Below are 23,647 nucleotides of genomic sequence, written 5' to 3'. Positions count from 1 at the left end.
CGGAGGGGCCTCATTCGACTGTCTTCCTTTGCGCAGAAGGGACTTCGCCGCCGAGGGCCGCGGTCAGTGCGGCGGCTGCCGACTTCACTGCCTCGGCGAAGGGGGCGATCCTGTCCGGGCGAACCCGGCTGGTCGGACCGGAGACGGAAAGCCCGGCGACAGCTTCTCCATAATGATTGAACACGGGAGCGGCGATGCAGCGCATGCCGAGGTTCTTTTCCTCCCCGTCGATCGAAAACCCGCGCGCCTGGATTGCTTCCAGGTCAGCAGCCAGCAAATCCGCGTCACAGAGCGTGTGCTCGGTGAAACGCTCCCGGTCGGTCTGCTTCAGGATACGCTTGCATTGATCCTCGTCCATGAAGGCCAGCAGCGCCTTGCCGATGCCGGAGGCATGCAGCGGCGACAAGGTGCCGGGCGGGAAGAACGCGCGAATGCTTTCGTGGGTTTCCACCTGACTGACGAACAGCACCTGGTCTGCCTGCGCCACACCCAGATTGGCCGTTTCCCCCGTCTGCTCCATCAGGGATCGCAGGATTGGACGGGCGCGCTCGACCAGACTGGTGCGCCTCAAAAATCTTGCGCCGATAATGAAAGCGCCCGGGCCGATGTGCCAGAGCTGCTGGGCCTGATCGAACTCCACCAGGCCGCGCGTCTCCAACGTAAACAGGATGCGGTAGAGCGTTGCCGTGGACTCTCCAAGTTGATCCGACAGGGCCGACAGCGAGACACCGGACTGGGTGCTCAGATGCTCGAACACGGCCATGGCCCGGTCGAGCGACTTGATGGTGTTCTGCTCGGTCTTGTCGTCCCAGGCGCGTGGTCTCCCCCGGGCCCGTCGTGTGGCGGAACTGTCGGATTTCTGGTTTGTCATCAGCTCATGTTTTCATAATTTGAAAAATCAATTCACCATATGAAAAATATAACATACTGACAATACTTACACTTTCCGTAAAATACATTTTTGAAAAAATATTTTAAAAAAATTGCGGAGGTTTGCCTCCGCGCGATACCGTTTCTCAAAATTCATAAGAGGAAACGGCCATGAGCTTCCAAAATCCTGTTTTCATTCCCGGCCCCACCAACATGCCGGAGGCGCTCCGCAGAGCCTGCGACATGCCGACCTTGGACCACCGCTCGCCGCTGTTCGGTGAGATCCTCCAGCCTGCGCTTGCGGGCGTCAAAAAGGTGCTGAAGACGGAAACAGCCGAGGTATTCCTGTTTCCGTCGACCGGCACTGGCGGCTGGGAAACCGCGATTACCAATTGCTTGAGCCCCGGCGACAAGATCCTGGCTGCCCGCAACGGCATGTTCAGCCACCGCTGGATCGACATGTGCCAGCGCCACGGCCTGAAGGTTGAGGTGGTCGAGGCACCCTGGGGCACGGGATTGCCTGCGGACCGCTACGAGGAAATCCTCACGGCGGACACCAGCCACGAGATCAGGGCGGTTCTGGCAACCCACAACGAAACCGCGACCGGCGTCAAATCCGACATTGCCGCTGTGCGCCGTGCGCTGAATGCCGCGAAGCATCCGGCGCTGCTCTTTGTCGACGGCGTCAGCTCGATTGCCTCGATGGATTTCCGCATGGATGAATGGGGCGTCGATGCTGCGGTCACCGGCTCCCAGAAAGGCTTCATGCTGCCGCCGGGCCTCGCCATCATCGCCCTGTCGCCCAAGGCGCAGGCCGCGATTGAAAGCGCCCGGCTGCCGCGGACTTTCTTCGATGTACGCGACATGATGAAAGCCTACGCGTCGAACGCCTATCCCTATACGCCAGCCGTCGGGCTGATGAACGGTCTGAAACAGAGCTGTGACATGTTGCTGGCCGAAGGGCTTGAGAACGTCTTCGCCCGCCATCACCGCATTGCCGGAGGCGTGCGTGCCGCTGTCCAGGCCTGGGGCCTGGGGCTTTGCGCCCGGTCACCGGACGTCTATTCGGACTCTGTCAGCGCGATCCGTACGCCCGAGGGTTTCAACGCCACCGGCATCGTGACGCACGCCGCAGCGAAATACGGCGTCGCCTTCGGTGTCGGCCTTGGAGAGGTTGCGGGCAAGGTCTTCCGCATCGGCCACCTGGGCAGTCTGACCGACGTCATGATGCTGTCGGGGTTGGCGGCTGCCGAAATGGTCATGGCTGATCTCGGCCTCAACATCAAACTGGGATCCGGCGTTGCCGCAGCCCAGGAAGTCTATCGCAGCGACAGCGCCATTGCCTCGAAGGAAGCCGCATGAAAACCGACGCCCTGACCCAGTACATCCCGACGCTTGAGGACATGCTCGTCGCCCATGAGCGCATCAAGCCGCATATTCACCGCACGCCGGTCATGACCTCGTCATTCCTCAACGAACTGACCGGCACGGAGCTGTTCTTCAAATGCGAGAACTTCCAGAAGGCGGGCGCGTTCAAGGTGCGCGGTGCATCCAACGCCGTCTTTGGTCTGGACGAGGAAACCGCCAAGGCCGGTGTCGCCACCCATTCCTCCGGCAACCACGCGCTCAGCCTGTCCTATGCGGCCGGCCGCCGGGGCATTCCCTGCCATGTGGTCATGCCGAGAACGGCGCCGCAGGCCAAGAAGGACGCGGTTCGTGGGTATGGCGGCATCATCACCGAGTGCGAGCCGTCCACTTCCAGCCGCGAAGCGGTCTTTGCCGAGGTTGAAGCCCGCACGGGTGCGGAATTCGTTCACCCCTACAATGACCCGCGTGTCATTGCAGGGCAGGGCACCTGTTCCAAGGAATTGCTGGAGCAGACCGACGGCCTTGACGCTGTAATTGCCCCGATCGGTGGCGGTGGCATGGTCTCCGGCACCTGCCTCACCCTGTCGAACCTGGCACCAGGCGTGGAGATCTTTGCTGCGGAACCTGAACAGGCGGATGACGCCGCCCGCAGTTTCAAGGCCGGTCACATCATTGCCGACGACGCACCGAACACCGTTGCCGACGGGCTGAAGGTGCCGCTCAAGGAGCTGACCTGGCACTTTGTCTCCAACCACGTCACAGACATCCTGACGGCGTCGGAACACGAAATCATCGACGCCATGCGCCTGATCTGGGCGCGGATGAAGATCGTCATGGAACCTTCTTCCGCTGTGCCGCTGGCAACCATCCTGAAGAACAGGGACGTCTTCGCCGGCAAACGCGTCGGCGTCATCATCACCGGCGGCAATGTCGATCTCGGCAAGCTGCCCTGGAGCATCCTGCGTTCCGAGGAACGCAGCCAGGATGCTAGATCGCTTTAAATACGATCAATTTTCAGCATTCGGATGAAATCCGAAAGCTGGTTGATCCGGACCGTATGAGCCACTTGGAGAAACACAAAATGAACGCACAAACCGGATTTGAAAAACTCGAAGTCGGCTATGACATTCCCGCCGTGCCCGGCATGGATGAGGCCGATATCCAGACACCTTGTCTGGTGCTCGATCTCGATGCGCTGGAACGCAACATCAAGAAGATGGGCGATTATGCCAAGGCCCACGGCATGCGTCACCGCGTCCACGGCAAGATGCACAAGTCGGTGGATGTCGCCAGGTTGCAGGAACGCCTTGGCGGTGCCGTCGGGGTGTGCTGCCAGAAGGTTTCGGAAGCGGAAGTCTTCGCCCGTGGCGGCATCAAGGACATCCTGGTGTCCAACCAGGTGCGCGACAAGGCCAAGATCGACCGACTGGCCCGGCTGCCCAAATTCGGGTGCCGCACGATCGTCTGTGTCGACGACCTCGCCAACGTTGCCGAGCTGTCGGAAGCAGCCGTCAAACACGGCACCACGCTGGAAGTCTTCATCGAGATTGATTGCGGTGCTGGCCGCTGCGGCGTGACCACGAGTGACGCCGTCGTCGAAATCGCCAAGGCCGTTGATACGGCAAAGAACCTGAAATTCACCGGTATCCAGGCCTATCAGGGCGCCATGCAGCACATCGACAGCTTTGAAGCCCGCAAGGAAAAGCTCGACATTGCCATTGCCATGGTCAAGGACGCTGTCGAAGCACTTAAGATGGTAGGCCTGGAACCTGAACTCGTTTCCGGCGGTGGCACGGGTTCCTATTATTTTGAATCCAATTCCGGCGTCTACAACGAGCTGCAATGCGGGTCCTACGCCTTCATGGATGCTGACTATGGCCGCATTCTCGATGAGGACGGCAAGCGCATCGACCAGGGCGAATGGGAAAACGCCTTCTTCATCCTGACCCAGGTCATGAGCCACGCGAAAGCCGACAAGGCGATCTGCGATGCGGGTCTGAAGGCACAGTCCGTCGACAGCGGCCTGCCAGTCATCTACGGCCGCAGTGACGTCGAATATGTCAAATGCTCTGACGAGCATGGCGTCATTGCCGACCCAGAGGGCGTCCTGAAGGTCGGCGAGAAGCTGAAGCTGGTGCCAGGTCACTGCGACCCGACTGCCAACGTTCACGACTGGTATGTCGGCGTGCGGGGCGGCAAGGTCGAGACGGTCTGGCCGGTCTCGGCGCGCGGCAAGGCTTATTGAGAACCACGATCTCCCAGCCTCCCCTTCGTCATCCCGGCCAAGCGCAGCGCGAGCCGGGACCGGAGAGCCCCATTGTCCTCGGGATTAACCCGATACACCCCGGCTCCCCGGTCCCGGATCTCCGCTCCGCTGCGTCCGCGATGACGATGGAGGGGAGGCGTTTTGCAGCGCCCTGAACCAACCACATCCTCATCCTGAGGGGGATCGCAGGTCCGTCTCGAAGGATGGGCCAAACACTCCGAGCGAGCCGCCCATCCTTCGAGACGGCGCTTCGCGCCTCCTCAGGATGAGGTCGGGGTGAAGACGATGTTTTGCTGGAGACACACATGATCATCGTTCCTGAAAAGGAAATCGCAGGCCTCATCGGGCGCCAGGAGTCCTTTGATGCTGTCGAAAGCGTCTTTGCCGCCATGGCGAGCGGGGCGGCCTATAATTTTCCGGTTATCCGGGAAGCCATCGGCCATGCCGATGCGCTTTACGGCTTCAAGTCGGGCTTCGACCGGTCGTCGCTGGCGCTTGGCCTGAAGTCCGGTGGCTACTGGCCGGGCAACATGGCAAAGGGACTGACCAACCACCAGTCGACCGTCTTCCTGTTCGATGCGGACACCGGCAAGGCAAAGGCCGTTGTAGGCGGCAACCTGCTGACCGCTCTGCGCACGGCGGCAGCGTCTGCGGTGTCCATAAAGCATCTGGCACGCAAGGACGCGAAGGTGCTTGGCATGATCGGCGCTGGCCACCAGTCGGCGTTCCAGATGCGGGCGGCGGTCGAACAACGCAACTTCGAAAAGATACTCGGCTGGAACTTGCATCCGGACATGCTGGTGCGCCTGGAGGAAACCGCAAACGAACTCGGTCTGCCTTACGAATCCGTCGATCTGGCGAGGCTGGGTGCGGAAGCCGACGTGATCATTTCGATCACCTCTAGCTTCGATCCGATCCTGATGGAAGAGCACGTCACGCCGGGCACCCATATCGCCTGTATGGGCACAGATACCAAGGGCAAACAGGAAGTCGATGTTGCTCTTGTTGCCAAAGCCAGGCTCTTCACGGATGAAGTCGCTCAGTCAGCGACCATCGGCGAATGCCAGCACGCGGTCGCCAGCGGAATTGTCTCTGAGGACAATATAATTGAGATCGGCGCCGTCATTAATGGTAATCATCCGGGCAGGACCTCGCAGAGCGATATTACGCTCTTCGACGGGACCGGCGTCGGCCTTCAGGACCTTGCCGTGGCGTCTGCCGCGGTCGATCTGGCAATCCGGAAGGGCGTCGCGATCGAAGTGGATTTCTAGACGGACCGTAGACAATGCGGATAGTGATCAACGGGTTCGGCCGGATCGGTCGGACCCTCTTGCGTCAAGTGATGAAACTCCCCGAAGCGGAACGGATCGAGGTGGTGCGGATCAACGATATCGCACCGCTGGAAACCTGCGCCTATCTCTTCAAGTATGACAGCGTCTTCGGCCCCTGGCCGGGCGAGGTCACAGCGGGCGAGGGCACCTTGACGGTGGACGGTCACGAGATGGTGTTTTCCACCGAACACGATCTGTCTGTCCTCGATCTTTCAGACATCGACGTGGTGCTGGAATGCACCGGCAAGGCGGACACACGCGAGATCGCCGAACGGGGCCTGAAAGCTGGCGCGGCCAATGTGCTGGTGTCCGGTCCTTCCAGGGCCGCCGACATCACGCTGGTGCTTGGCGCGAACGAAGACCAGCTAGGCGATCACCGCATCGTCTCGAACGGCTCCTGCACCACCAACGCGCTTGCTCCTCTGCTGCGTGGCCTGGATGATGCCATCGGCATCAAGAGCGGCCATATGACGACCATCCATTGCTACACCGGCAGCCAGCCGATGGTGGACGCTCCGCGCGGTCCGCTGGAGCGCAGCCGGGCAGGCGGCGTCTCCATGGTGCCGACCACCACGAGCGCTACCAAGCTGGTCGGCAAGGTGTTGCCGCAGCTTGAGGGCAAGATCAGCGGTGCCGCCGTCCGGGTGCCTGCGATCAGCGTGTCCGCCGTCGATCTGACGGTGACGCTGGCACAGCCCGTCAAGGCCCCCTTCAATGACAAGCTGCTCGAGATCTTTTCAGGCAATCCGGTAATCGGCTTCGTGCAGGACCATGTGGTGTCCACGGACATGCGTGCGCGGCCGGAATCCCTCGTCATACACCTGCCCGAAACGCTCGAGGCCAATGACCACCAGGTGCGTATCTTCGGCTGGTACGACAACGAATGGGGCTTCTCCGCCCGCATGATCGACATGGCACGGCTGATGGCGGAGCGATAGGACAGAAGCCGCAAGCTCTCACGTCGCTGTGGTTCCGGATCAGTGCCTCATCCTGAGCGCCGCGAACACCTCAGAAGACGAATTGGACGCGCTTTCAGCGCGAAATACGTCTGGTTCCGGATTTGCGACCGGCTGCGCCTTCCTTGTCCGGAATAACGTTGAGAGATTAGGTGCAGGGTCTCTGATCAATTCACTGCCAGTCGCTCAGACAGACAAAACCCCTCCATCGTCATCCCGGCCAAACGAAGTGCGAGCCGGGATCGGGGAGCCACAGGATTGGGGTATTTTACGTTGCACATCGACAGACCTCGGCTTTCAGTTGCGCCGCGTCCGGGATGACGTGCAAGAGGTCACAAAAAAGGGCCGCTTGCGCGGCCCTCTAACGTTTGCAGAGGCACTTGCCCTTACGCGCCTTCTTCCTTTGGCAGGGATCCCTTGCCGTGACCGGACAGACCGCCGGAAACCTCCTCGGTGGATTCGTCGGAGAGTTCTTCCGGCAGCACCAGGTTGAGGACGATGGCGATCAGGGCTGCCGGCAGCAGGCCGCTGGTCAGCAGGATGCGTGCGGTGTCCGGCATGTGCTGCAGGGCGCCTGGCTCCAGTTGCAGGCCGAGGCCGATGGACAGCGAGATGGCGAAGATCACCATGTTGCGCCGGTTCCAGTTGACGTCCGACAGCATCGAGATACCGGCGGCAACAACCATGCCGAACATCACGATGACACCGCCGCCGAGAACCTCGATCGGAACGGTGCGGATGACAGCGCCGACCTTCGGGATCAGACCGCAGACGATCAGGAAGATCGCACCTATGGTCACCACATGACGGCTCATGACGCCGGTCATGGCGATGAGGCCGACGTTCTGGCTGAAGGAGGTGTTCGGGAAGCCGCCGAAGAACCCGGCAATGGCCGTGCCGAGACCATCGGCAAAGGTCGCCCCGGCAATTTCCTTGTCGGTGGCTTCGCGTCCGGCGCCGCCCTTGGTGATGCCTGAAACGTCGCCAACGGTTTCCACCGCCGAGACGAAGGCCATCAGGCAGAAGCCGAGCACGGCCGCAAACGAGAATTCAAAGCCGTATTTGAAGGGCTGCGGCAAGGCAAAGACCGCAGCACGGTCCCAGGAGGTCGAGACGGCTTCGAACGTCAGCATGCCGGTGGCCAGCGCGAAGATGTAACCGGCGATCAGGCCAAGCAGAACCGCGGAGACGGACATCATGCCCTTGCCAAAGAACTTCAGACCGAGTGTCACCACGATCACCACCAGGGCGGCAGCCCAGTTGAGCAGCGAACCGTATTCCGGCGTGCCGATGGCGGGGACACCACCCGCGGCATACTGGATGCCCACCTGGACCAGCGCGAGACCGATCATCGTCACCACAAGGCCTGTCACCAGCGGTGGCAGGGCAAAGCGGATCTTGCCGATGACGAGCCCAAGGCACGCATGGAAGAAACCGCCGATGATCACGCCGCCGAACAGGGCCGCAAGACCGTCGACTCCCTTTCCGGCCACGAGCGGGATCATGATCGGCAGGAAGGCGAAGGACGTGCCCTGCACGATGGGCAGCGCAGCGCCGACCGGGCCAATGGTGATCGTCTGCAACAGGGTCGCGACCCCGGCGAAGACCATGGACATCTGGATGAGATAAAGCAGTTCCGGAAAGTCGGGGGAATTCGACCCGAAGCCGAAACCGGCTGCGCCGGCCACGATGATGGCGGGTGTGACGTTGGAGACGAACATGGCCAGGACATGCTGGATGCCGAGCGGGATCGCCTTGTAGAGCGGCGGCGTGTAATTGGGATCCCGAAGCTGCGCCGGAGATCCGATCGACGAATTAGACATTTCTGCTCCTCTGAAGGTCGTGCGAACGTCACCGTCTCGTTGAGCGGGCGGGGATCGTTCTAAAAGGGAGGCTTATTCCTTGTTATCGGCCTCCACTGTCCAAGGGTCGGGAAACCAGTGTTCCTCCAGGTTGGCTCCTTCCCCGATGCGGTCCACGACCGCGTAGCGGCCCGCTTGCCAGAGCGGTGCCAGAACTCCGTGCCAGGTGCCGCGATACAGGTTAATCGCCTGTCCGGGCTGGCTGATGAATGCCTTCAGGTTGACCGGCTGGCCGTTGTCGTCGTCCGCGACGATAACCAGCATCGGCACGCCATCCAGCGGAATGAAAGCCTGACTGCCTTCCGGGTGGCGCTCGACCATGTCGACGACATAGGGAAACGTCCGGGCCTTGGCATCGAACAGGCTGATGCCTGCCCGGCCGGTGCTGAAGTCGAGCTTTGCCCGGTCGTGATGACGGCCGCACATGCCCTGATTGATAATCTTGTCAGGCGCGCCCGCCACTTCGAGGAGATCGCCGTAGGGGGCAAAGGCCTCTGCGGTCAGCGGCGAGGGGGCAAGAACACGGCTCACTGGAAAAGATCCTTGAGCCGGAACTGGGCAATCCGCTCTACCTGGCGGCAGGCTTCGCTGAATTCCGTTGCCCGGTCGTTGTCGATCCGGCGCTGGAAAGCGGCCATGATCGAAGCCTTGTCATGATCTCGTACCGCGATGATGAACGGGAAGCCGTGCTTTTCGACATAGGCATTGTTCAGCTGGGTGAAGGTCTCGCGTTCCTCGTCGGTCAGCATGTTAAGACCGGCACTGGCCTGCTCGTTGGTGCTTTCCGCCGTCAGGCGGCCGGCCTGGGCCAGCTTGCCAGCAAGGTCCGGGTGGGCGGTCAGAACGCCGAGGCGCTCTTCCTCGCTGGCGGACCGGAACATGCGGCACAGCGCGTTGTGAACACCGGCGGCACAGTCATGCGCCGGTCCGAGTTCCAGCTCGAAGGCGCGCTCGGCAATCCAGGGGGAATGCTCGAAGATGCCGCCGAAGGTTTCGACAAATTCGGCCTTGTCCATCCGGCTGGGGCGAAGGCCCTTTTTCGGCGGGTGGGTCTTGGCCCAATGATCCGCGATCTCGATGCGGCGCGGACACCAGACGCCTTCATGGGCCTGGATATGATCGATGAATTTCTTCAGCGCCATGATCTTGCCCGGACGACCGACCAGACGGCAATGCAGACCGATGGACATCATCTTTGGCGTGTCCGTTGCGCCTTCCTCATAGAGCGTGTCGAACGCGTTCTTCAGATAGAGGAAGAAATCCTCACCATCGGTCCATCCCGGCGACGTCGCGAAGCGCATGTCGTTGGCTTCCAGCGTATAGGGGATGATCAGCTGATCGCGGCCGTCGACATCCAGCCAATAGGGCAGATCGTCGTCATAGGTGTCTGAAATATAGGCAAAACCGCCTTCCTCGGCGACGAGGCGAACGGTGTTGTCCGAACAGCGGCCCGTGTACCAGCCGAGCGGGCGGCTGCCGACCACTTCCGTATGCAGGCGGATGGCCTCGGCTATGGCCGCACGCTCTTCAGCCTCGGGCATATCCTTGTGCTCGACCCACTTGAGGCCGTGGCTGGCGATTTCCCAGCCGGCGTCCTTCATGGCCTGGACCTGTTCCGGGCTGCGGGCTAATGCGGAGGCGACACCATAGATGGTCAGCGGAATGCCGGCCCGTGTGAACAGCCGGTGAAGGCGCCAGAAACCGGCGCGCGCGCCATATTCATAGATGGATTCCATGTTCCAGTGACGCATGCCCTGCCACTGAGCCGCACCTGTAATATCGGACAGGAACGCCTCGGACGCCGCATCGCCGTGCAACACGCAATTCTCGCCGCCTTCCTCGTAATTCAACACGAACTGGACGGCGACCCTGGCCCCACCCGGCCACTTTGGATCCGGCGGGTTCTGACCATAGCCACGCATGTTCCGGGAATAGCGATTCAAGACGGACCTCCTCGTGATACCAACGGGTTTTGAACCAAGCAAAGACTATGCCTTATTCAAGGGCTGGCATGTTGTCTTCTTATAAAACAGAATAATGGACATGACTTTCTCGTCTTTTTAGAAAGTGCTTCCTGTGAACCATGGGTGCCCTTCAATTAAGGCCCACAGCATCATGCGCGCAAACTGACATTTGGAGGACGCCGAGATGGCCGGATACCTGACAACCCACGTGCTCGACACGGCCCAGGGCTGCCCTGGAAAAGGCATCAAGATCGATCTTTATGCAATCGAGGGTGGCAGCCGGACCTTGATCCGTAGCCTGGAAACAAACGACGACGGCCGCACCGATAGCCCGATCCTGCCGAAAGACGAATTCAAGACCGGAACCTACGAGCTGGTGTTCCATGTCGGTGCCTATTTCGACGCCGCAGGGATCGCTTTGCCGGACCCGAAGTTTCTCGACACGGTGCCGCTGCGTTTCGGCATGTCGGAAGAAGCCCACTACCACGTACCGCTTCTGGTCTCGCCGTTCAGCTATTCGACCTATCGCGGGAGCTGACCTGCCTGCCACCTGACCGGATTCGGAAATGCAGCGTCACGTGCCGTAGCGCCGTTGGGTGTTTCCTTGTTAAGATCGTCTCCATTGCAGGTAGATCTTTGAGTTCGGTCGGTATGGTTCATCGCTTTTCAGTCTGGCTGGTCCTTGCGCTGGCATTATTCGCCGCGCCCGCCGGCGCGGCCGAGCGCGTCGCGCTGGTGATCGGCAATTCCTCCTATCGCTTTGCCTCGCAACTGCCCAATCCCCAAAAGGACGCCGTCGATGTCGGCGAGGCGTTCCGTCGCCTCGGTTTCGAAGTCGTCCAGGCAAACGATCTGAATTTCGATGACCTGCGCCGCGCCTTGCGTGAAATGGACCGCAAGGCCCTCGGGGCCGACATGGCGGTGATCTACTATGCCGGGCACGGCATCGAGGTCGACAAGGTCAATTACATGATCCCGGTCGATGCGCAGCTGGAGAACGACCGGTCGATTTCCTATGAGGCCGTACCGCTGGATCTAGCCCTGCAAGCGGTGGCGGGAGCGGCGAAGCTGAAGCTCGTCATTGTCGATGCCTGCCGGGACAACCCGTTCCTGACCACAATGGAACGCACTGACGCATCGCGGTCGCTCGGGCGCGGCCTTGCAAGCGTGGAGCCGACCGCCGGAACGTTGGTCGTCTATTCCGCCAAGGAGGGCACGGTTGCGCTGGATGGAGACAACGGCACCAACAGCCCCTTTGCAACGGCGCTGCTGTCACATATCGAGCAGCCGGGGCTTGAGATCAATTTCCTGTTCCGCAAGGTGCGCGACGACGTGCTTCAGGCCACCCGCCAGACGCAGCAGCCCTTCACCTACGGCTCCTTGCCGGCGGAACAGATTTTCCTTGTCCCGCCCGACAGCCCGCCGCCGCAGAGCACGAACAGCGAGATGCTGGAGGTTGCCAAGCTGAAACAGGAGCTGGCGGACATCAAACGCCTTCTGGAAGCGAGACAGAACTCAGGGCCGGCCAATTCACTCGCTTCCGACGGCCAGACCGCATCTGAAGCGTCGGACGAACCCGCGCCGGAAATTGCGTCGATTGCCCCGGCGGCGATCCCCCCAGCACCGCCACGCAAAAGTTCTCCGGATGCCGCAGACGGCAGCAGGTCTACCCCGGACGATCCCGTCAGCCGCGCGAAAGCCTTTCTCTACAGCTACAACGTAAATTGGTCGCTTCCGAACAGCTCGGCACTTGAGGCCATGCGTTCGCTCTATGCGGACAGCGTCGATTACTACGGCAAGCAGGTCGGCAAGGAGAAGATCTTCGCGGAGAAGAAGAAATTCGCGGACCGCTGGCCGGACCGGATCTACGCCGTGCGCTGGTTCAGCATCCGGACCGCTTGCGAAAGCTATTGCACGCTCACGGCCGTGGTGGACTGGTATGCGCGCAGCGTTTCCAGGAACGCGCATTCGTCGGGGGCCGCCAGCGTGAAGCTGTTCTGGGATCCGGACACGGAAAAGATCGTTGCTGAAAGCAGCAAGGTGCTGGAAACGGACCGATCCTCGCGTTCGCCCAGCCACATTTTCCAGAACTGGCAAGCCGAAAACCATGCCTGCCGGGGCGGGGTAGCGGAGCAGCCCAACACCCTCGCAGCCTGCCGGCGTCGCGCCGCGCTCGGCGATAAATTGGCGGAATTCGGCTGGTGCTACGGCCGGCAGGGTGAGGCTGGATACCAGCACTCATGGCACCGCTGCGATGCGCTGTCGCTTCGCTAAGGCTGAATTCAATCACCCCTGAAAGCGTGCGTGTCAGTCCGGGTCCAGCGTCCCAATTTCCGACCGAGCAGGATCTACCGTTCCGCCCTCTGGATCCTTCTTCATGATGATTTCCCGATGCGGATACGGAATGCCGACGTTGTTTTCCTTGAAGGTGTCCCAAAGCGCCAGCAGCACCTTGCCGCGCACGTTGGTAAGTCCCTGCTGCGGATCGCGGATCCAGAAGCGCAGGACGAAGTCGAGCGAACTGTCGCCAAAGCCCGTCAGCCAGCAGACCGGGCGCCGTGAGTCTTCAACCCGGCCGACCGTCATCGCCGCTTCGATGGCAAGTTTTGAGACCTCATGTGGGTCGGCATCGTAGGAGACGCCGAAATTGACGTCGAGGCGGACGAGTTCGTCGCTGAAGGACCAGTTGACCACCCTGTTTGTGATGAAATCTTCGTTCGGGATCAGATATTCGCGTCCGTCCCGGGTGACGACGGAAACGAAGCGGGCGCGCAACTCGCGGATCCAGCCGAAGGTGCCTTCCAGCGAGATCGTGTCGCCCGGTTTGATCGACTTGTCGAGCAGGATGATGATGCCGGAGATGAAGTTGGAGATGACCTTCTGCAGGCCAAAACCGAGACCGAGGCCGACCGCCCCGGTGAAGACGGTGAAGGCGGACAGATCGATCCCGACGGACGACAGCGCGATCATGCCGGCCACCAGAATCAACCCGAATTTTGCGACCTTGCCGATCAGCACGCGGATCGACGGTGTCAGTTCTTCCGACTTTTGAACCTGCTCATCGAAATAGCGCCCGAGAATGACGGCAACCCAGATTGTCGCGATCAGAAGAAGCACCGCCTTGAGGATCAGCAGCAACGACAGCCGCACCTCGCCGAGGGGCAGGGCCATGCTGTCGAGAAAGCTGCCGGCCTCGTCGTCAAAGCCCAGAATGACGAGGGCTACATAGATCCAGGCGAGCCAACTGAGCGTTCTGGCAACCAGCCGGTTGCGAATTACCCTTGAAAGAACCGCAACAAACAGCCAGGCGAGCGACAGGGAGAGGGCAATGGCGATAAAATGACTGCGGCTCGGCCACGTGACGGCGCGCATCACCGTAAGGGCGATGAACAGGAACAGGCTGAACAGGATCCACTCGGTCCGCCGCAGCAGAGCCACCACCACGCGCAGCAGACCCGGATGTCCCTTGATCTCGCGGGCGCGGGCTTCAAGCCTGGGTTCGACGCGAAGGCTCAGCACCTTCGCCACGCCGAACAGAACCGCGATGATGGCAACCTGATAGGCAAACCAGGGCGCAGTCAGATAGCTGAGCGCAAGCATGCCCCATGAGTGAAGTTCAGCAATGAGACTTTCAAGGTCCATGAACGCAGCCGTCCGTCTGTTTCCGGTTGAAGCATCAAGAGCTTAACAGCATTGACGGCACGTGGCCAAGGCGGGTGCAAAACGCCTTGTCTTCAGCGGGAGATACGGTGCCGTCCTCTGGCCGGTTCACTCAGACAGCGTTCACGATTGCTGGAGTTCCAGTTCCAGCCTGAAGCGAGACACCCAGTCGGCACTGGTCGCATCCGCCAGCTTGGCCACGCCGGGCACGACGCCATCCGCCGCGGTCTCCTTCAGGCCAAGGTGCTTAAGGACAAGCCGCAGGGTTGCCTGCGGGTCTGCCGACAGGGCATCATAGGTGATCCGGAGCGGAGCAATTCGCTGACTTTCGAACCAGGCCTGCCAGTCACTCTCAAACCGGGTGAAGCGATGGTAGCAGGCGCGGATCTCGTGAGCGTCATAATGGGGTTCGCGCGGCTCCGACAAGCGCTCCAGTTCGGTGCCGTCCGGGGCCCTGTGCCAGAGGCCGGATTGCTCGGCACGAACGAAGGAGACCGCTTGTTCGACCTTGTCTGTCCGGGTCAGGTGAATGAACAGCGTGTTGCCAAAGACAGCCTCAAGACGCGCCAGGTCGCTGGATGGGCCCGGATGCAGGCAGGCAAGCTGTTTCATGAAGAAATCGAAGCTGTGCCGCTGTAGCCGCAGGCCAAAAGGACCTTTGCCCCGCGTGCCCTTTTCGATAGCTGCCGCAAAGATGCGGCGAAGCGTCGCCTGCTCGTTTTCCCCCGGCACAACATCGACATTCAGGTCCTCAAGCCAATCCTCCTGGGACGGCTCGTGAAAATAGGAGCCCGGATGCCCGGAAACACCTGTCGCCGCCAGAAGCTTGCAGAGCAGCGTGCTGCCGCTACGGGGGGAGGTGCACAGGATGTAGGACGAGTAGCCGATCATGAGTTGTTCATGTCAAGGATTGGTGACAGGTGCAAGACACCTGAAGCAAAGCGAGGGGGGTGCGCCAGACATAGGCTTGAATTTGCGACGGATTTTGATCATGGGGTGTCTGGCGAGCAACACCCTGCGCGCTTCCTCGGAATGAGGGTGATGGGGCTGTGAGTACGTTCGCCGTTTCCGGTCAGGCCTTGGAGTTCAGTTGCAGACGGGCCGGACAGTTTGTCGAAGAGGATGTGTTGAGAACCCTTCGATGATCTGGAAATGAGCGGCCCCCGGAGTATTGCGTTGCCCACCCGGGGGGACGTCAGAGGGAGTAGCGCCGGCGTAAGTTTGCTCCGGGATCTTGCTGAATAATGTCTCGAAAGAGACTTGACGAAGACTGTCAGACCGCCATCAGTCGCAGGCGGCGGTGATAATGATTTCGACCTTCAGCTCCTCCCGGGCAAGTTTGGATTCTCCGCAGGCGCGTGCGGGGGCATTTCCTTCGGGTATCCAGGCGTCCCAGACGGAGTTCATGTCGGCGAAGTCGCTCATGTCCGACAGCCAGACGATGGCTTGCAGAATGTTCTTGCGTGAGGATCCGGCCTTTTCCAGCAAAGCGTCGATGCGCGACAGGCAATCCCGGGTCTGGTCGGTTACGCTCGCGCCATCGCCCACCTGCCCGCACAAATAGGCAACGCCGTTGTGCTTGACGATCTTGCTCATGCGGGGTCCGGTTTCGATGCGATCTATCATGTGACGGGTTCCTGTTCGTCGGTTTCTAGGTCTTTCATGGCCGCCAGTTCACCGAGTGTGACCGGTTTCAGAGGGGGCCGGATGCGGTAATAGCCGGTGTCGTCCTGTGAACGGCCGCTTTCGTCCGCAAGAAGGTTCGTGACCGTCAGGCCGCAATAGCGGCCCTGGCACGGGCCCATGCCGGGCCGTCCGAAAGCTTTGGTCTGGTTGGGTCCAAGGCAGCCCAGACCGGCATAGCGGCGAATATCGCCTGCCGTGACTTCTTCACAGCGGCAGACGATGGTGTCGTCGGCAGGTAGCAAGGCTTCGCGGAATGCCGGATAGGCCTTGTCTATGAATGGCCGGGCGGCCAGTTCGGTTTCCAGTTGCCGATTCAGTGGGGCGGCGTTCCGGTCACGATCTGCCGGCGTGGTTTTGCCGAGATCGCAAGCAATTTCCAGTGCGGCCAGCCTGCCCTGAAGCTGCGCAGCTTTTGCACCGCCAATACCCGCGCCATCACCGGCAATGAAGACGTCCGGAAGCTGCGTGCGGCCCCACCCGTCCTTTTCTGGCACGAAGCATTGCTGAACTTCGTTCCAGTGATGCGGCACATCGATGGAGCGTGCAGCCTGGGTGTTGGGAACCACACCATGATGCAGCAGCACCGTTGCACACTCCAGATTGTGGCGTTTGCCTCCCGATGTGAAGCTTATCGTTTCTGCCTGCACCTTGCCTTCAATGGCAATTGCCGATGCGCCGGTGTAGCGGGGAACGCCCGCCTTGCGGATTTCGGCAAGCAGACCCAACCCCTTGGCAAGCAGCCGCCAGCCGCGCAGCGCACCGGTCAAATGCCGAAGCGCGGCCTGCCTGTCGGCGAATGTCTGTGTTTCCACCAGAGCCAGCGGTGGCGTACCTGCCCGGCACATCTGGGCGGCGATCAGATAAAGCAGGGGGCCACTTCCGGCCAGAACCGCCCGTTCGCACATGAGGCCGGATTGCTTCAACAGGATCTGTGCCGCACCCGCGGTCATCACGCCCGGCAACGTCCAGCCCGGCACCGGCATCGGCCGCTCCAGCGCGCCGGTGGCAATCAGCAGGCGCTTGGCTTTTGCGGTGGAAGCTGCGCCGTCACGGGTAAAGGAGACGCGCGGACCTGCTTCGATCTGCCAGATGGTGGTGCCTGTCAGATGCCGGATCATCGGATGGTCGAGCGCCTCTGCAAGCACGCGTCCCTTGGTGTAATCGCTGCCGAGAATTTGTGCCCGGTCTTCTGGCACGTTTCCGACGTCGCGGTAGATCTGTCCACCGGGCCGGGCCTGCTCGTCCAGAAGCAGAACGGAAAGTCCCGCGTCTGCCGCTGTTCTGGCTGCCGCCATTCCTGCCGGACCCGCGCCGAGAACAAGAAGGTCTGCTTCAAGCATCGCCGTCTCCTTCGGTTCCCGGCATGCCGATATCCATGCCGGCGGTCACCTCGCTCATACAGGCCTGACGGGTGACACCGTCGATTTCGACAAGGCAATCGAAGCAGGCGCCCATCATGCAGAACGGTCCGCGCTCCGCTCCGGATACGGGCGTCTGACGGAAGGACAGGACACCGGCCGCCAGAAGCTCGGCCGCCAGATTGCCGCCATCGCGCAACATCAGGTCCTTGCCGGCGAAGCGAACGCGGACGCGAGGAACATCTGTTTCCAGTTCACGAAAGGGCGAAGCGGTCTTCACTGAACACCTCCAGGTCTGGCGCTGTGTCGGTCTTTTCCAGCCAGTCGGGCAGGAAGGATGCATGTGCGGCGGCAAGCGTGATGCCGCTATGACAGGTCACGAGGAAAGCGCCCGGCATCTCCGGACTTTCCTGATAAATCGGCAGGCCGTCAGGCGAGAGAACGCGTAAGGCACCCCAGCTGCGCACCAGTTGAGCCTTGGCCAGAATGGGATAGGCGGCGATCGCTTCGGCCGCGAGACCGGCGAGCCCCTTGGCGGTGACCTTGTCATTGAAGCCGACTTCTTCGTTTGTCGCGCCGATCTGTATGCCACCGTCATCGACCTGGCGTGCGATCAGGGATGGCCGGTTGAGGATTTTGGGCAGTTTTTCCGTAATCAAAACCTGACCGCGCTGCGGCCGGATAGGCGCCTTGAAGCCGAGTTTCGGGCCGAGTGCAGCCGAACCGAGACCGGCAGCCAGCACCAGCTTGTTCGCTTCGACAAAGGTGCCATCGCTGCAGCGGATCCTGAAAGAGCTGTCGCGCGTGACCGTGTCGACCGTCTTGCCGTTCAGCACGGTTCCGCCGTTGCCGCGTACACCGGCAGCAAGGCCTCGCAGCAACTTCAACGGATTGGCGTGCCCGTCCTGATGATGAAGAATGGCGCCGGCAACCTTCGGGCCAACTTCGGGCTCTTCCCGGCGCAGTTCGTTGTGGCCCAGGATTTCATAAGGATAATCACCGCCAAGCTTTGCCTTCAGAATTTCATACTGGGCAACGGTCTCGGCGAGTGTCTCGTCCGAGAAATGGAGATCGTAGCCCCCCTGCTGCTCCAGCGCCGCGTCGAAGCCGGTGGCTTCGCGCAAGCTGGCTGCGAAATCTGCCCACGCGGCGGCGGAGCGCTGCGACCAGCGGGCATAGGCAGGCTGTTTCATACCCTTGGATTGCACCCAGACGAGGCCAAAGTTGCCCCGGCTGGCGCGAAAACTGCCGTCGTCCCCGTCAAGAACGGTGACCGACCTGCCGCGCTGGAGCAGACCCCAGGCAACGGAAAGCCCCACGACGCCTCCACCGATGATGGCGTAGTCCGATTCCATGATATTTCCCGAATTTGATCGATAACCGGGCGGCGCAGGCCGCCCGGCAGAGCCTTGGTCAGTTCACAGCATTCAGTTCAAAGCCTTGTCGAGGATCGACTGGCCCCACTCCTGACCGACGTCATTGAGAAGCTCCGGCCATACCGTTTCACGCACCTTGGTGGCCATGCCGGCAAGCTGTTCGTCGGTGAGTTCAACGACCGTCGCACCGAGCTCATCTGAAAGACGCTGTTCCCACTTGCCCTGGTCTTCCTCGGCCACGACCCAGCGGGCGGCTTCGAAGTCTTCAGCAGCCTTTTTCAAAGCTGTCTGATCGTCCTCATCGAGGCCCGACAGAGCTTCGTTGGAAATGATCATGAACCAGACCTCGAAATGGGTGTTGGCCGGAATGTAGGACTTGGTGACATCGCGGAACGACGCATAGTAGCCCTCTGCACCAGAGCCGATGACACCGTCGACCACACCTACCTGGATCGCCGTGAAGGCTTCGGAGAAGGGGATCGGTGCCGGAATATAGCCGAGCGCTTCACCGGTGAGCTGGAAGCTCTTGATACCGGGCACGCGCACCTTGATGCCTTTCGGCTCGGTGGTGCCGGGCGTGACGGCGTCGCGGTTCAGGGAAATGCCGCCAAAATAGACCGGGTAAGCCGCAAGCATGGTGATGTCCTGCTTGGAGAACAGCTCGGCCATGGTCTCGTGCAGCACACCGCCGGGGCCATAGATCTTGCGTGCCTCTTCCCAGTTGGATGCCAGGAACGGCACGGACGCGATCTGCATCCGCCGGTCCGTACCGGTTGCTGCCGGCTGGGTTGCCATTTCAATGGCGCCGACGGACACACGTTCCTGGACGGTGGTGTAGTCGCCCAAGGCCGAAGCGGCGTAGATCTCGATGTTGACGTCGCCGCCGGTGGCTTCCTTCACGGCTTCGGCATAGGCCTTCAGTTCAACGTCGATGGTCGCGCCCTGCGGGCGGACATGACTCATCTTGAAATCGGCCGCCTGGGCAGCGCCGGAAAGACCGATCAGTGTTGCGACGGCGGTCGCGGTCAGAAACTTCTTCATGTTGGTGTTCCCCGTGGTTTTCATGTTTGTCCTCCCAAGAAAGTCGATTCGATTCTGTGTTTATGAGCCGGCTCAATAACCAAAGAGACGCGGCAGGTAGAGTGAAAGGTCCGGCCAGAAGGAGGTCAGGAAGACCACCGGCACATATCCCGTCAGCACCAGGAACATGGCCGGCGGAATGACCTTGGTGACCTTCACCTTGCCGATGCGTGCGCCCAGATAGAGGATCGATGCATAAGGTGGTGTGACCCCGCCCATGGCGGTGTTGACGCCCATGATCGCGGCGAACTGGACCGGGCTGATATCGAGTGCCTGCATCAGCGGCAGCAGAAGCGGCGCCACCAGGATGATGGCGGTGGCATCGTTGACGACCATGCCGATCAGGAACAGCATTATGTTGATCAGGATCAGGAGAACGATCTTGTTCTCGGTGATGCCGAAGATGACGCTGACCAGTTTCTGCGGCACGCCCTCATAGACGAACATCTGCCCCAGGATCATGGAAAACAGGATCATCAGCATGATCGCGCCAACGGCCGTTGCCGCTTCCTTGCCGGCAAAGAGGAAGTTGTCGAGACGCAGGCCCTTGTAAATCAGGAAGCCGACCGGGATTGCGTAGATGACGGCAAGAGCGGCGGATTCGGTCGGTGTCATGATGCCGCCGTAGATGCCGCCAAGGATCATCACCGGCATCAACAGGGCCGGAAAGGCATATATGCCGCGTTTCGTGATATCGGCGGTGAATTCTCGCGCAGTCGGCTTTTCGTCCAGAACCAGGTTGAACTTGCGCGCCATCCAGAGGTTCACGGCCGAGAAGTTGAACATGATCAGGAGGCCCGGGCCGAGCGTTGCCAGGAAACAGGCTGCAATCGACGTGTCCGTTACCCAGCCGAACAGGATCATGCTCAGGGACGGCGGGATCAACAGGCCGAGGATCGACGAGTTTGCGATCAGCGCGGTGGCGTATTCCCTCGGATAACCGCGCTTTTCCATTTCGGGAATGAGCAGAGGCCCGATGGCGGAAATACCGGTGAGGCCCGAACCGGAAATCGCACCGATGATGGCGCAGCTGACCGCCGCGACGACACCCAGACCGCCACGGACATGACCGACGAAGGAATTGACGAACCGCAGCAAGGCCGCCGCTATTCCGCTTTCCGACATGATGGTGCCGGCCAGAACGAACAGAGGAATGGCAAGCAGCGCCGGGTTGCCAAGCTGCTGGAAGCCCCAGAGCACCATGCCTTTCATGGTAACGTCACCGATGAAATACATGACCATCAGTGCGGCGCCGAAGCACCAGGGCAGCGGGACGCCCAGGGTCAGCGTGATAACCAGAACAAGAATGGCCAGAAGCGCGATCTCGATCATCGTGCGCCTCCTTCCGCCGTCCGCAGGCTGCGGACATGCATCAGCAAATAGGTGATCGTGTAGGCCATCATCAGCACCAGCCCGACGACCAGTGCGACGTCTGCATAGAAGGTTGGAATGTAGAGGGTCGGGCTCTCGCGCCAGACCCGCCAGGCATAGCGGGTATAGTCCCACGCCCAGGTCAGCAGCCAGATGCCGACAACGAGGCTGATCAACTCGCCGACGATGGCCAGAATGGTGTGCTGACGTTCTGTCTTGAGGAAGATTTCAAGGACGTTGGCGCGGATGTGGCTATTTTCCCGCGAGGCATTGACCGCGCCGAAAATATAGAGCCACAGCGTCGGATACATGATCGTTTCTTCCAGCCCCATCACCGGGACCTGAAACACGTAGCGCGTGACGACCTGAACAAACTGGCCAAGCGCAACGATCAGGATCAGAGCCGTCAAAAGGCACTGCGTGAACCGTTCCAAAACCACCCCCGTATTGTTGGCGCCATTATTTTTTTGGCGCTCGAACACCCTCTGTCTGGAGGGGGAGTATGGAGTTGGCTAATCCATAAAGGCAAATTCGAAATATTGCTACTTTAATAGAGCGACTTTATAGTTTGGTTATGAACCTGTCCTTCCGCCAATTGCAGACTTTCGTGCAGGTGATGCGCACCGGATCCGTCTCCGAAGCAGGGCGTGCGCTGGGGCGAACCCAGCCTGCCGTCAGCGCCATGATCGCAGGGCTGGAACGGGAGGTCGGCTTCCAGCTGTTCGAGCGCGAACGCGGCCGCCTCGTGCCCAAGCCCGAAGCACATTATTTTCTGGAGGAAGCGGAGTTTCTGCTGGAACGGCTGACACGTTCCACCCGCACGCTGCAGGACATCGGCAACCTGGAGAAGGGCAAGCTGCGTATTGCCTGTAACCCGGCCGCCTCCAGCTTCTTCATGCCCCGGGTTCTGGCCAACTTCCTGCGGGACAAGCCCGACATCGAAGCCTCGCTGATGATGCGCTCATCGCCCGTCGTCACCGACTGGATCGCCTCCCAACAATACGATATCGGCTTTGCCGAAACACCGGAGCCGCGGCGTACCATTATCTCGGAGGTCTTTGCCTTGCCGGGGGTCTGCGCCGTGCCGAAGGACGATCCGCTTGCCCGCATGAAAGTCATCACACCCGCTGATCTTGACGGCAAGCCGATGGCAATGCTGTTTGACGATCACTCGATCAGCGAACAGACCCGCAAGTCCTTCAATGAGGCGGGAGCAAGGCTCAACAAGCGCTTCGAGCTCAGGACGTTCCTGCCCGCGCTGCAGCTGGTTTCCGAAGGTCTGTGCTACACGATCTGCGAGGGACTGTCGGCGATCAGCCACCAGGAAAGTTTCGGCGACCAGAACAGCCTGGTCTTCCGGCCTTTCAAGCCGGAGTGCTTTCTCAACATGTCGCTGCTTACCCCGGCCAACCGGCCGCTTTCCCTGCTGGTGGAAAGCTTTGCTGAGGTTTTGCGTGCCGAGATCAAGGCACTCGTGGAGAGAGCCGCCGGTCTCCGCGATCTTCCATGAGGTCTTGGTGAAGAGGTGAGAGAGCGAACCCTCAGTGGGCGCTGGCCATATCTGCCAGTGACTTCTGGATATGCGCCACCATGAAATCCAGGAACAGGCGGACCTTCGGGTCCTGATGGCGGCGGTGGGTATAAAGGCAGGCCATCTGAACCGGAATTGGCGGCTCGTTTTCCAGCACCGGCACCAATGTGCCGGACGCCAGATAGTCGGCAACTTCGAACACCGGCTTCAGCACGATGCCGTGGCCTTCCAGGGCCCAGCCGGTCAAGACGTCGCCGTGGTCGGATTCGAACGGGCCGGAGACCGCGACACGCTTGACGCCGTTTTCCGTCTGCAGCGGCCACTGAAATTCCGGTGCACCGGGATACCGCATGTTGAGACAGTCGTGGCGGCCGGCGCCAAGTTCCTCGCTTGTTTTCGGGCTACCCTTGCGGGCGAGATAGGACGGCGAGGCGCACAGCACGCGGTTGCAATCGGCGATCTTGCGAATCTTCAGGTTGGAGTCTTCCGGAAGCCCCAGGAAGAACGCGGCATCAAGGCCTTCACCCGTCAGGTCGACCTTGCGGTCGGACAGGCGCAGGCGAATATCGATCAGAGGGTTGGCGTCCTTGAATTTGGGGATCGCGGGCGCAATCAGCCGTTGGCCCATGCCGATGGGCGCGGCAACGAACAGCGTGCCGCGCGGCGAACGGGTGACGTTGCTGATCTCCGCTTCGGCTTCTTCCACGGCTTCGATGATTTTTGTTGCACCGCGATAGAACAAGTTGCCATGCTCTGTCGGACTGAGGGCACGGGTCGTTCGCTGGAACAGGCGGACGTTCAGATGCTCTTCCAGTTGGGACACCCGAGACGACGCGACAGCAGAGGAAATCCTGAGGTCGCGTGCGGCAGCGGACATGTTGCCCAGCTCGTAAACGCGCAGAAAGGTTCGGATGTTTTCCAGATACGCCATGAGGATGTCCAGCCGGGCCGGTTATTGTTCCGATTTT

22 protein-coding genes are annotated in these 23,647 nt (G+C 60.8%); 8 read left to right on the top strand and 14 right to left on the bottom strand.

What is annotated here, in order from left to right; translation table 11 throughout:
• Window positions 1–10: 10 nt before the first annotated feature.
• Window positions 11–871 carry an HTH-type transcriptional regulator BhcR gene (gene bhcR, locus V1T76_RS03200; protein ID WP_330559161.1) on the bottom strand — a complete coding sequence of 287 codons (861 nt, stop codon included), beginning with the start codon at window positions 869–871 and terminating at the stop codon, window positions 11–13.
• 170 nt (window positions 872–1,041) lie between these two features.
• On the opposite strand from bhcR, the gene bhcA reads away from it, so the two are divergent.
• The 5 genes from bhcA (at window position 1,042) to V1T76_RS03175 (ending at window position 6,773) form a co-directional block, all read left to right on the top strand.
• Window positions 1,042–2,232 (top strand): L-aspartate--glyoxylate aminotransferase BhcA, encoded by a 1,191-nt coding sequence (gene bhcA / locus V1T76_RS03195; protein ID WP_330559160.1) that lies wholly within the window; start codon window positions 1,042–1,044, stop codon window positions 2,230–2,232.
• Window positions 2,229–3,239, top strand: coding sequence for a beta-hydroxyaspartate dehydratase BhcB (gene bhcB / locus V1T76_RS03190; RefSeq protein ID WP_330559159.1), 1,011 nt, complete (start codon window positions 2,229–2,231; stop codon window positions 3,237–3,239). Before bhcA ends, bhcB begins: the two co-directional genes overlap by 4 nt.
• A gap of 80 nt (window positions 3,240–3,319) precedes the next feature.
• The gene (gene bhcC / locus V1T76_RS03185) at window positions 3,320–4,483 is read left to right on the top strand and encodes a 3-hydroxy-D-aspartate aldolase BhcC (protein ID WP_330559157.1); all 1,164 of its coding nucleotides are present in this window, start codon (window positions 3,320–3,322) and stop codon (window positions 4,481–4,483) included.
• Window positions 4,484–4,809: 326 nt separating this feature from the next.
• Window positions 4,810–5,775 carry an iminosuccinate reductase BhcD gene (bhcD, locus tag V1T76_RS03180; RefSeq protein ID WP_330559156.1) on the top strand — a complete coding sequence of 322 codons (966 nt, stop codon included), beginning with the start codon at window positions 4,810–4,812 and terminating at the stop codon, window positions 5,773–5,775.
• Between the two features lie 14 nt (window positions 5,776–5,789).
• On the top strand, window positions 5,790–6,773 hold the full coding sequence (locus V1T76_RS03175) for a type I glyceraldehyde-3-phosphate dehydrogenase (RefSeq protein ID WP_330559155.1): 984 nt from the start codon (window positions 5,790–5,792) through the stop codon (window positions 6,771–6,773).
• Window positions 6,774–7,177: 404 nt separating this feature from the next.
• Here V1T76_RS03175 and V1T76_RS03170 read toward each other — a convergent pair whose 3' ends face one another.
• The 3 genes from V1T76_RS03170 to puuE form a co-directional block, all read right to left on the bottom strand.
• Window positions 7,178–8,614, bottom strand: a complete 1,437-nt coding sequence (locus tag V1T76_RS03170) for a uracil-xanthine permease family protein (protein WP_330559154.1) — start codon at window positions 8,612–8,614, stop codon at window positions 7,178–7,180.
• A 72-nt stretch (window positions 8,615–8,686) separates the two neighbouring features.
• The gene (locus tag V1T76_RS03165) at window positions 8,687–9,184 is read right to left on the bottom strand and encodes an ureidoglycolate lyase (protein WP_330559153.1); all 498 of its coding nucleotides are present in this window, start codon (window positions 9,182–9,184) and stop codon (window positions 8,687–8,689) included.
• Window positions 9,181–10,575 carry an allantoinase PuuE gene (puuE, locus tag V1T76_RS03160; protein ID WP_330559416.1) on the bottom strand — a complete coding sequence of 465 codons (1,395 nt, stop codon included), beginning with the start codon at window positions 10,573–10,575 and terminating at the stop codon, window positions 9,181–9,183. Before puuE ends, V1T76_RS03165 begins: the two co-directional genes overlap by 4 nt.
• A gap of 226 nt (window positions 10,576–10,801) precedes the next feature.
• On the opposite strand from puuE, the gene uraH reads away from it, so the two are divergent.
• Together uraH and V1T76_RS03150 are read left to right on the top strand one after the other, a co-directional pair.
• Entirely contained in the window at window positions 10,802–11,155 is a 354-nt protein-coding gene (gene uraH, locus V1T76_RS03155; protein WP_330559152.1) for a hydroxyisourate hydrolase, read from the top strand.
• 113 nt (window positions 11,156–11,268) lie between these two features.
• The gene (locus V1T76_RS03150; RefSeq protein WP_330559151.1) at window positions 11,269–12,891 is read left to right on the top strand and encodes a caspase family protein; all 1,623 of its coding nucleotides are present in this window, start codon (window positions 11,269–11,271) and stop codon (window positions 12,889–12,891) included.
• Window positions 12,892–12,924: 33 nt separating this feature from the next.
• Here V1T76_RS03150 and V1T76_RS03145 read toward each other — a convergent pair whose 3' ends face one another.
• The 9 genes from V1T76_RS03145 to V1T76_RS03105 form a co-directional block, all read right to left on the bottom strand.
• Window positions 12,925–14,259: a mechanosensitive ion channel family protein gene (locus V1T76_RS03145; protein WP_330559150.1), complete on the bottom strand. Its 1,335-nt coding sequence runs from the start codon at window positions 14,257–14,259 to the stop codon at window positions 12,925–12,927.
• Window positions 14,260–14,400: 141 nt separating this feature from the next.
• Window positions 14,401–15,168 carry a Stf0 family sulfotransferase gene (locus tag V1T76_RS03140; protein WP_330559149.1) on the bottom strand — a complete coding sequence of 256 codons (768 nt, stop codon included), beginning with the start codon at window positions 15,166–15,168 and terminating at the stop codon, window positions 14,401–14,403.
• Window positions 15,169–15,561: 393 nt separating this feature from the next.
• Window positions 15,562–15,903 carry a RidA family protein gene (locus V1T76_RS03135; RefSeq protein ID WP_330559148.1) on the bottom strand — a complete coding sequence of 114 codons (342 nt, stop codon included), beginning with the start codon at window positions 15,901–15,903 and terminating at the stop codon, window positions 15,562–15,564.
• Window positions 15,900–17,303: an FAD/NAD(P)-dependent oxidoreductase gene (locus V1T76_RS03130; protein WP_330559147.1), complete on the bottom strand. Its 1,404-nt coding sequence runs from the start codon at window positions 17,301–17,303 to the stop codon at window positions 15,900–15,902. Before V1T76_RS03130 ends, V1T76_RS03135 begins: the two co-directional genes overlap by 4 nt.
• Window positions 17,296–17,601 (bottom strand): (2Fe-2S)-binding protein, encoded by a 306-nt coding sequence (locus V1T76_RS03125; protein WP_442970076.1) that lies wholly within the window; start codon window positions 17,599–17,601, stop codon window positions 17,296–17,298. The genes V1T76_RS03130 and V1T76_RS03125 overlap by 8 nt, the downstream gene beginning before the upstream one ends.
• Window positions 17,576–18,676, bottom strand: a complete 1,101-nt coding sequence (locus tag V1T76_RS03120; RefSeq protein WP_330559146.1) for an NAD(P)/FAD-dependent oxidoreductase — start codon at window positions 18,674–18,676, stop codon at window positions 17,576–17,578. The genes V1T76_RS03125 and V1T76_RS03120 overlap by 26 nt, the downstream gene beginning before the upstream one ends.
• A gap of 72 nt (window positions 18,677–18,748) precedes the next feature.
• On the bottom strand, window positions 18,749–19,762 hold the full coding sequence (gene dctP / locus V1T76_RS03115; protein ID WP_330559145.1) for a TRAP transporter substrate-binding protein DctP: 1,014 nt from the start codon (window positions 19,760–19,762) through the stop codon (window positions 18,749–18,751).
• Between the two features lie 48 nt (window positions 19,763–19,810).
• Window positions 19,811–21,109 (bottom strand): TRAP transporter large permease, encoded by a 1,299-nt coding sequence (locus V1T76_RS03110; protein WP_330559144.1) that lies wholly within the window; start codon window positions 21,107–21,109, stop codon window positions 19,811–19,813.
• Entirely contained in the window at window positions 21,106–21,582 is a 477-nt protein-coding gene (locus V1T76_RS03105) for a TRAP transporter small permease (protein ID WP_330559143.1), read from the bottom strand. The genes V1T76_RS03110 and V1T76_RS03105 overlap by 4 nt, the downstream gene beginning before the upstream one ends.
• 140 nt (window positions 21,583–21,722) lie before the next feature.
• Between V1T76_RS03105 and V1T76_RS03100 the strand changes: the two genes are divergently transcribed.
• On the top strand, window positions 21,723–22,658 hold the full coding sequence (locus tag V1T76_RS03100; RefSeq protein WP_330559142.1) for a LysR substrate-binding domain-containing protein: 936 nt from the start codon (window positions 21,723–21,725) through the stop codon (window positions 22,656–22,658).
• A gap of 31 nt (window positions 22,659–22,689) precedes the next feature.
• On the opposite strand, the gene V1T76_RS03095 is transcribed toward V1T76_RS03100, so the two are convergent.
• Window positions 22,690–23,610 (bottom strand): LysR family transcriptional regulator, encoded by a 921-nt coding sequence (locus tag V1T76_RS03095; protein WP_330559141.1) that lies wholly within the window; start codon window positions 23,608–23,610, stop codon window positions 22,690–22,692.
• Between the last annotated feature and the right edge of the window lie 37 nt (window positions 23,611–23,647).

Source organism: Roseibium sp. FZY0029 (assembly GCF_036350355.1).
Taxonomy (GTDB): Bacteria; Pseudomonadota; Alphaproteobacteria; order Rhizobiales; family Stappiaceae; genus Roseibium.
Note: the sequence above shows the minus strand (reverse complement) of the source record. Positions and strands in the feature narration are given on the sequence as shown.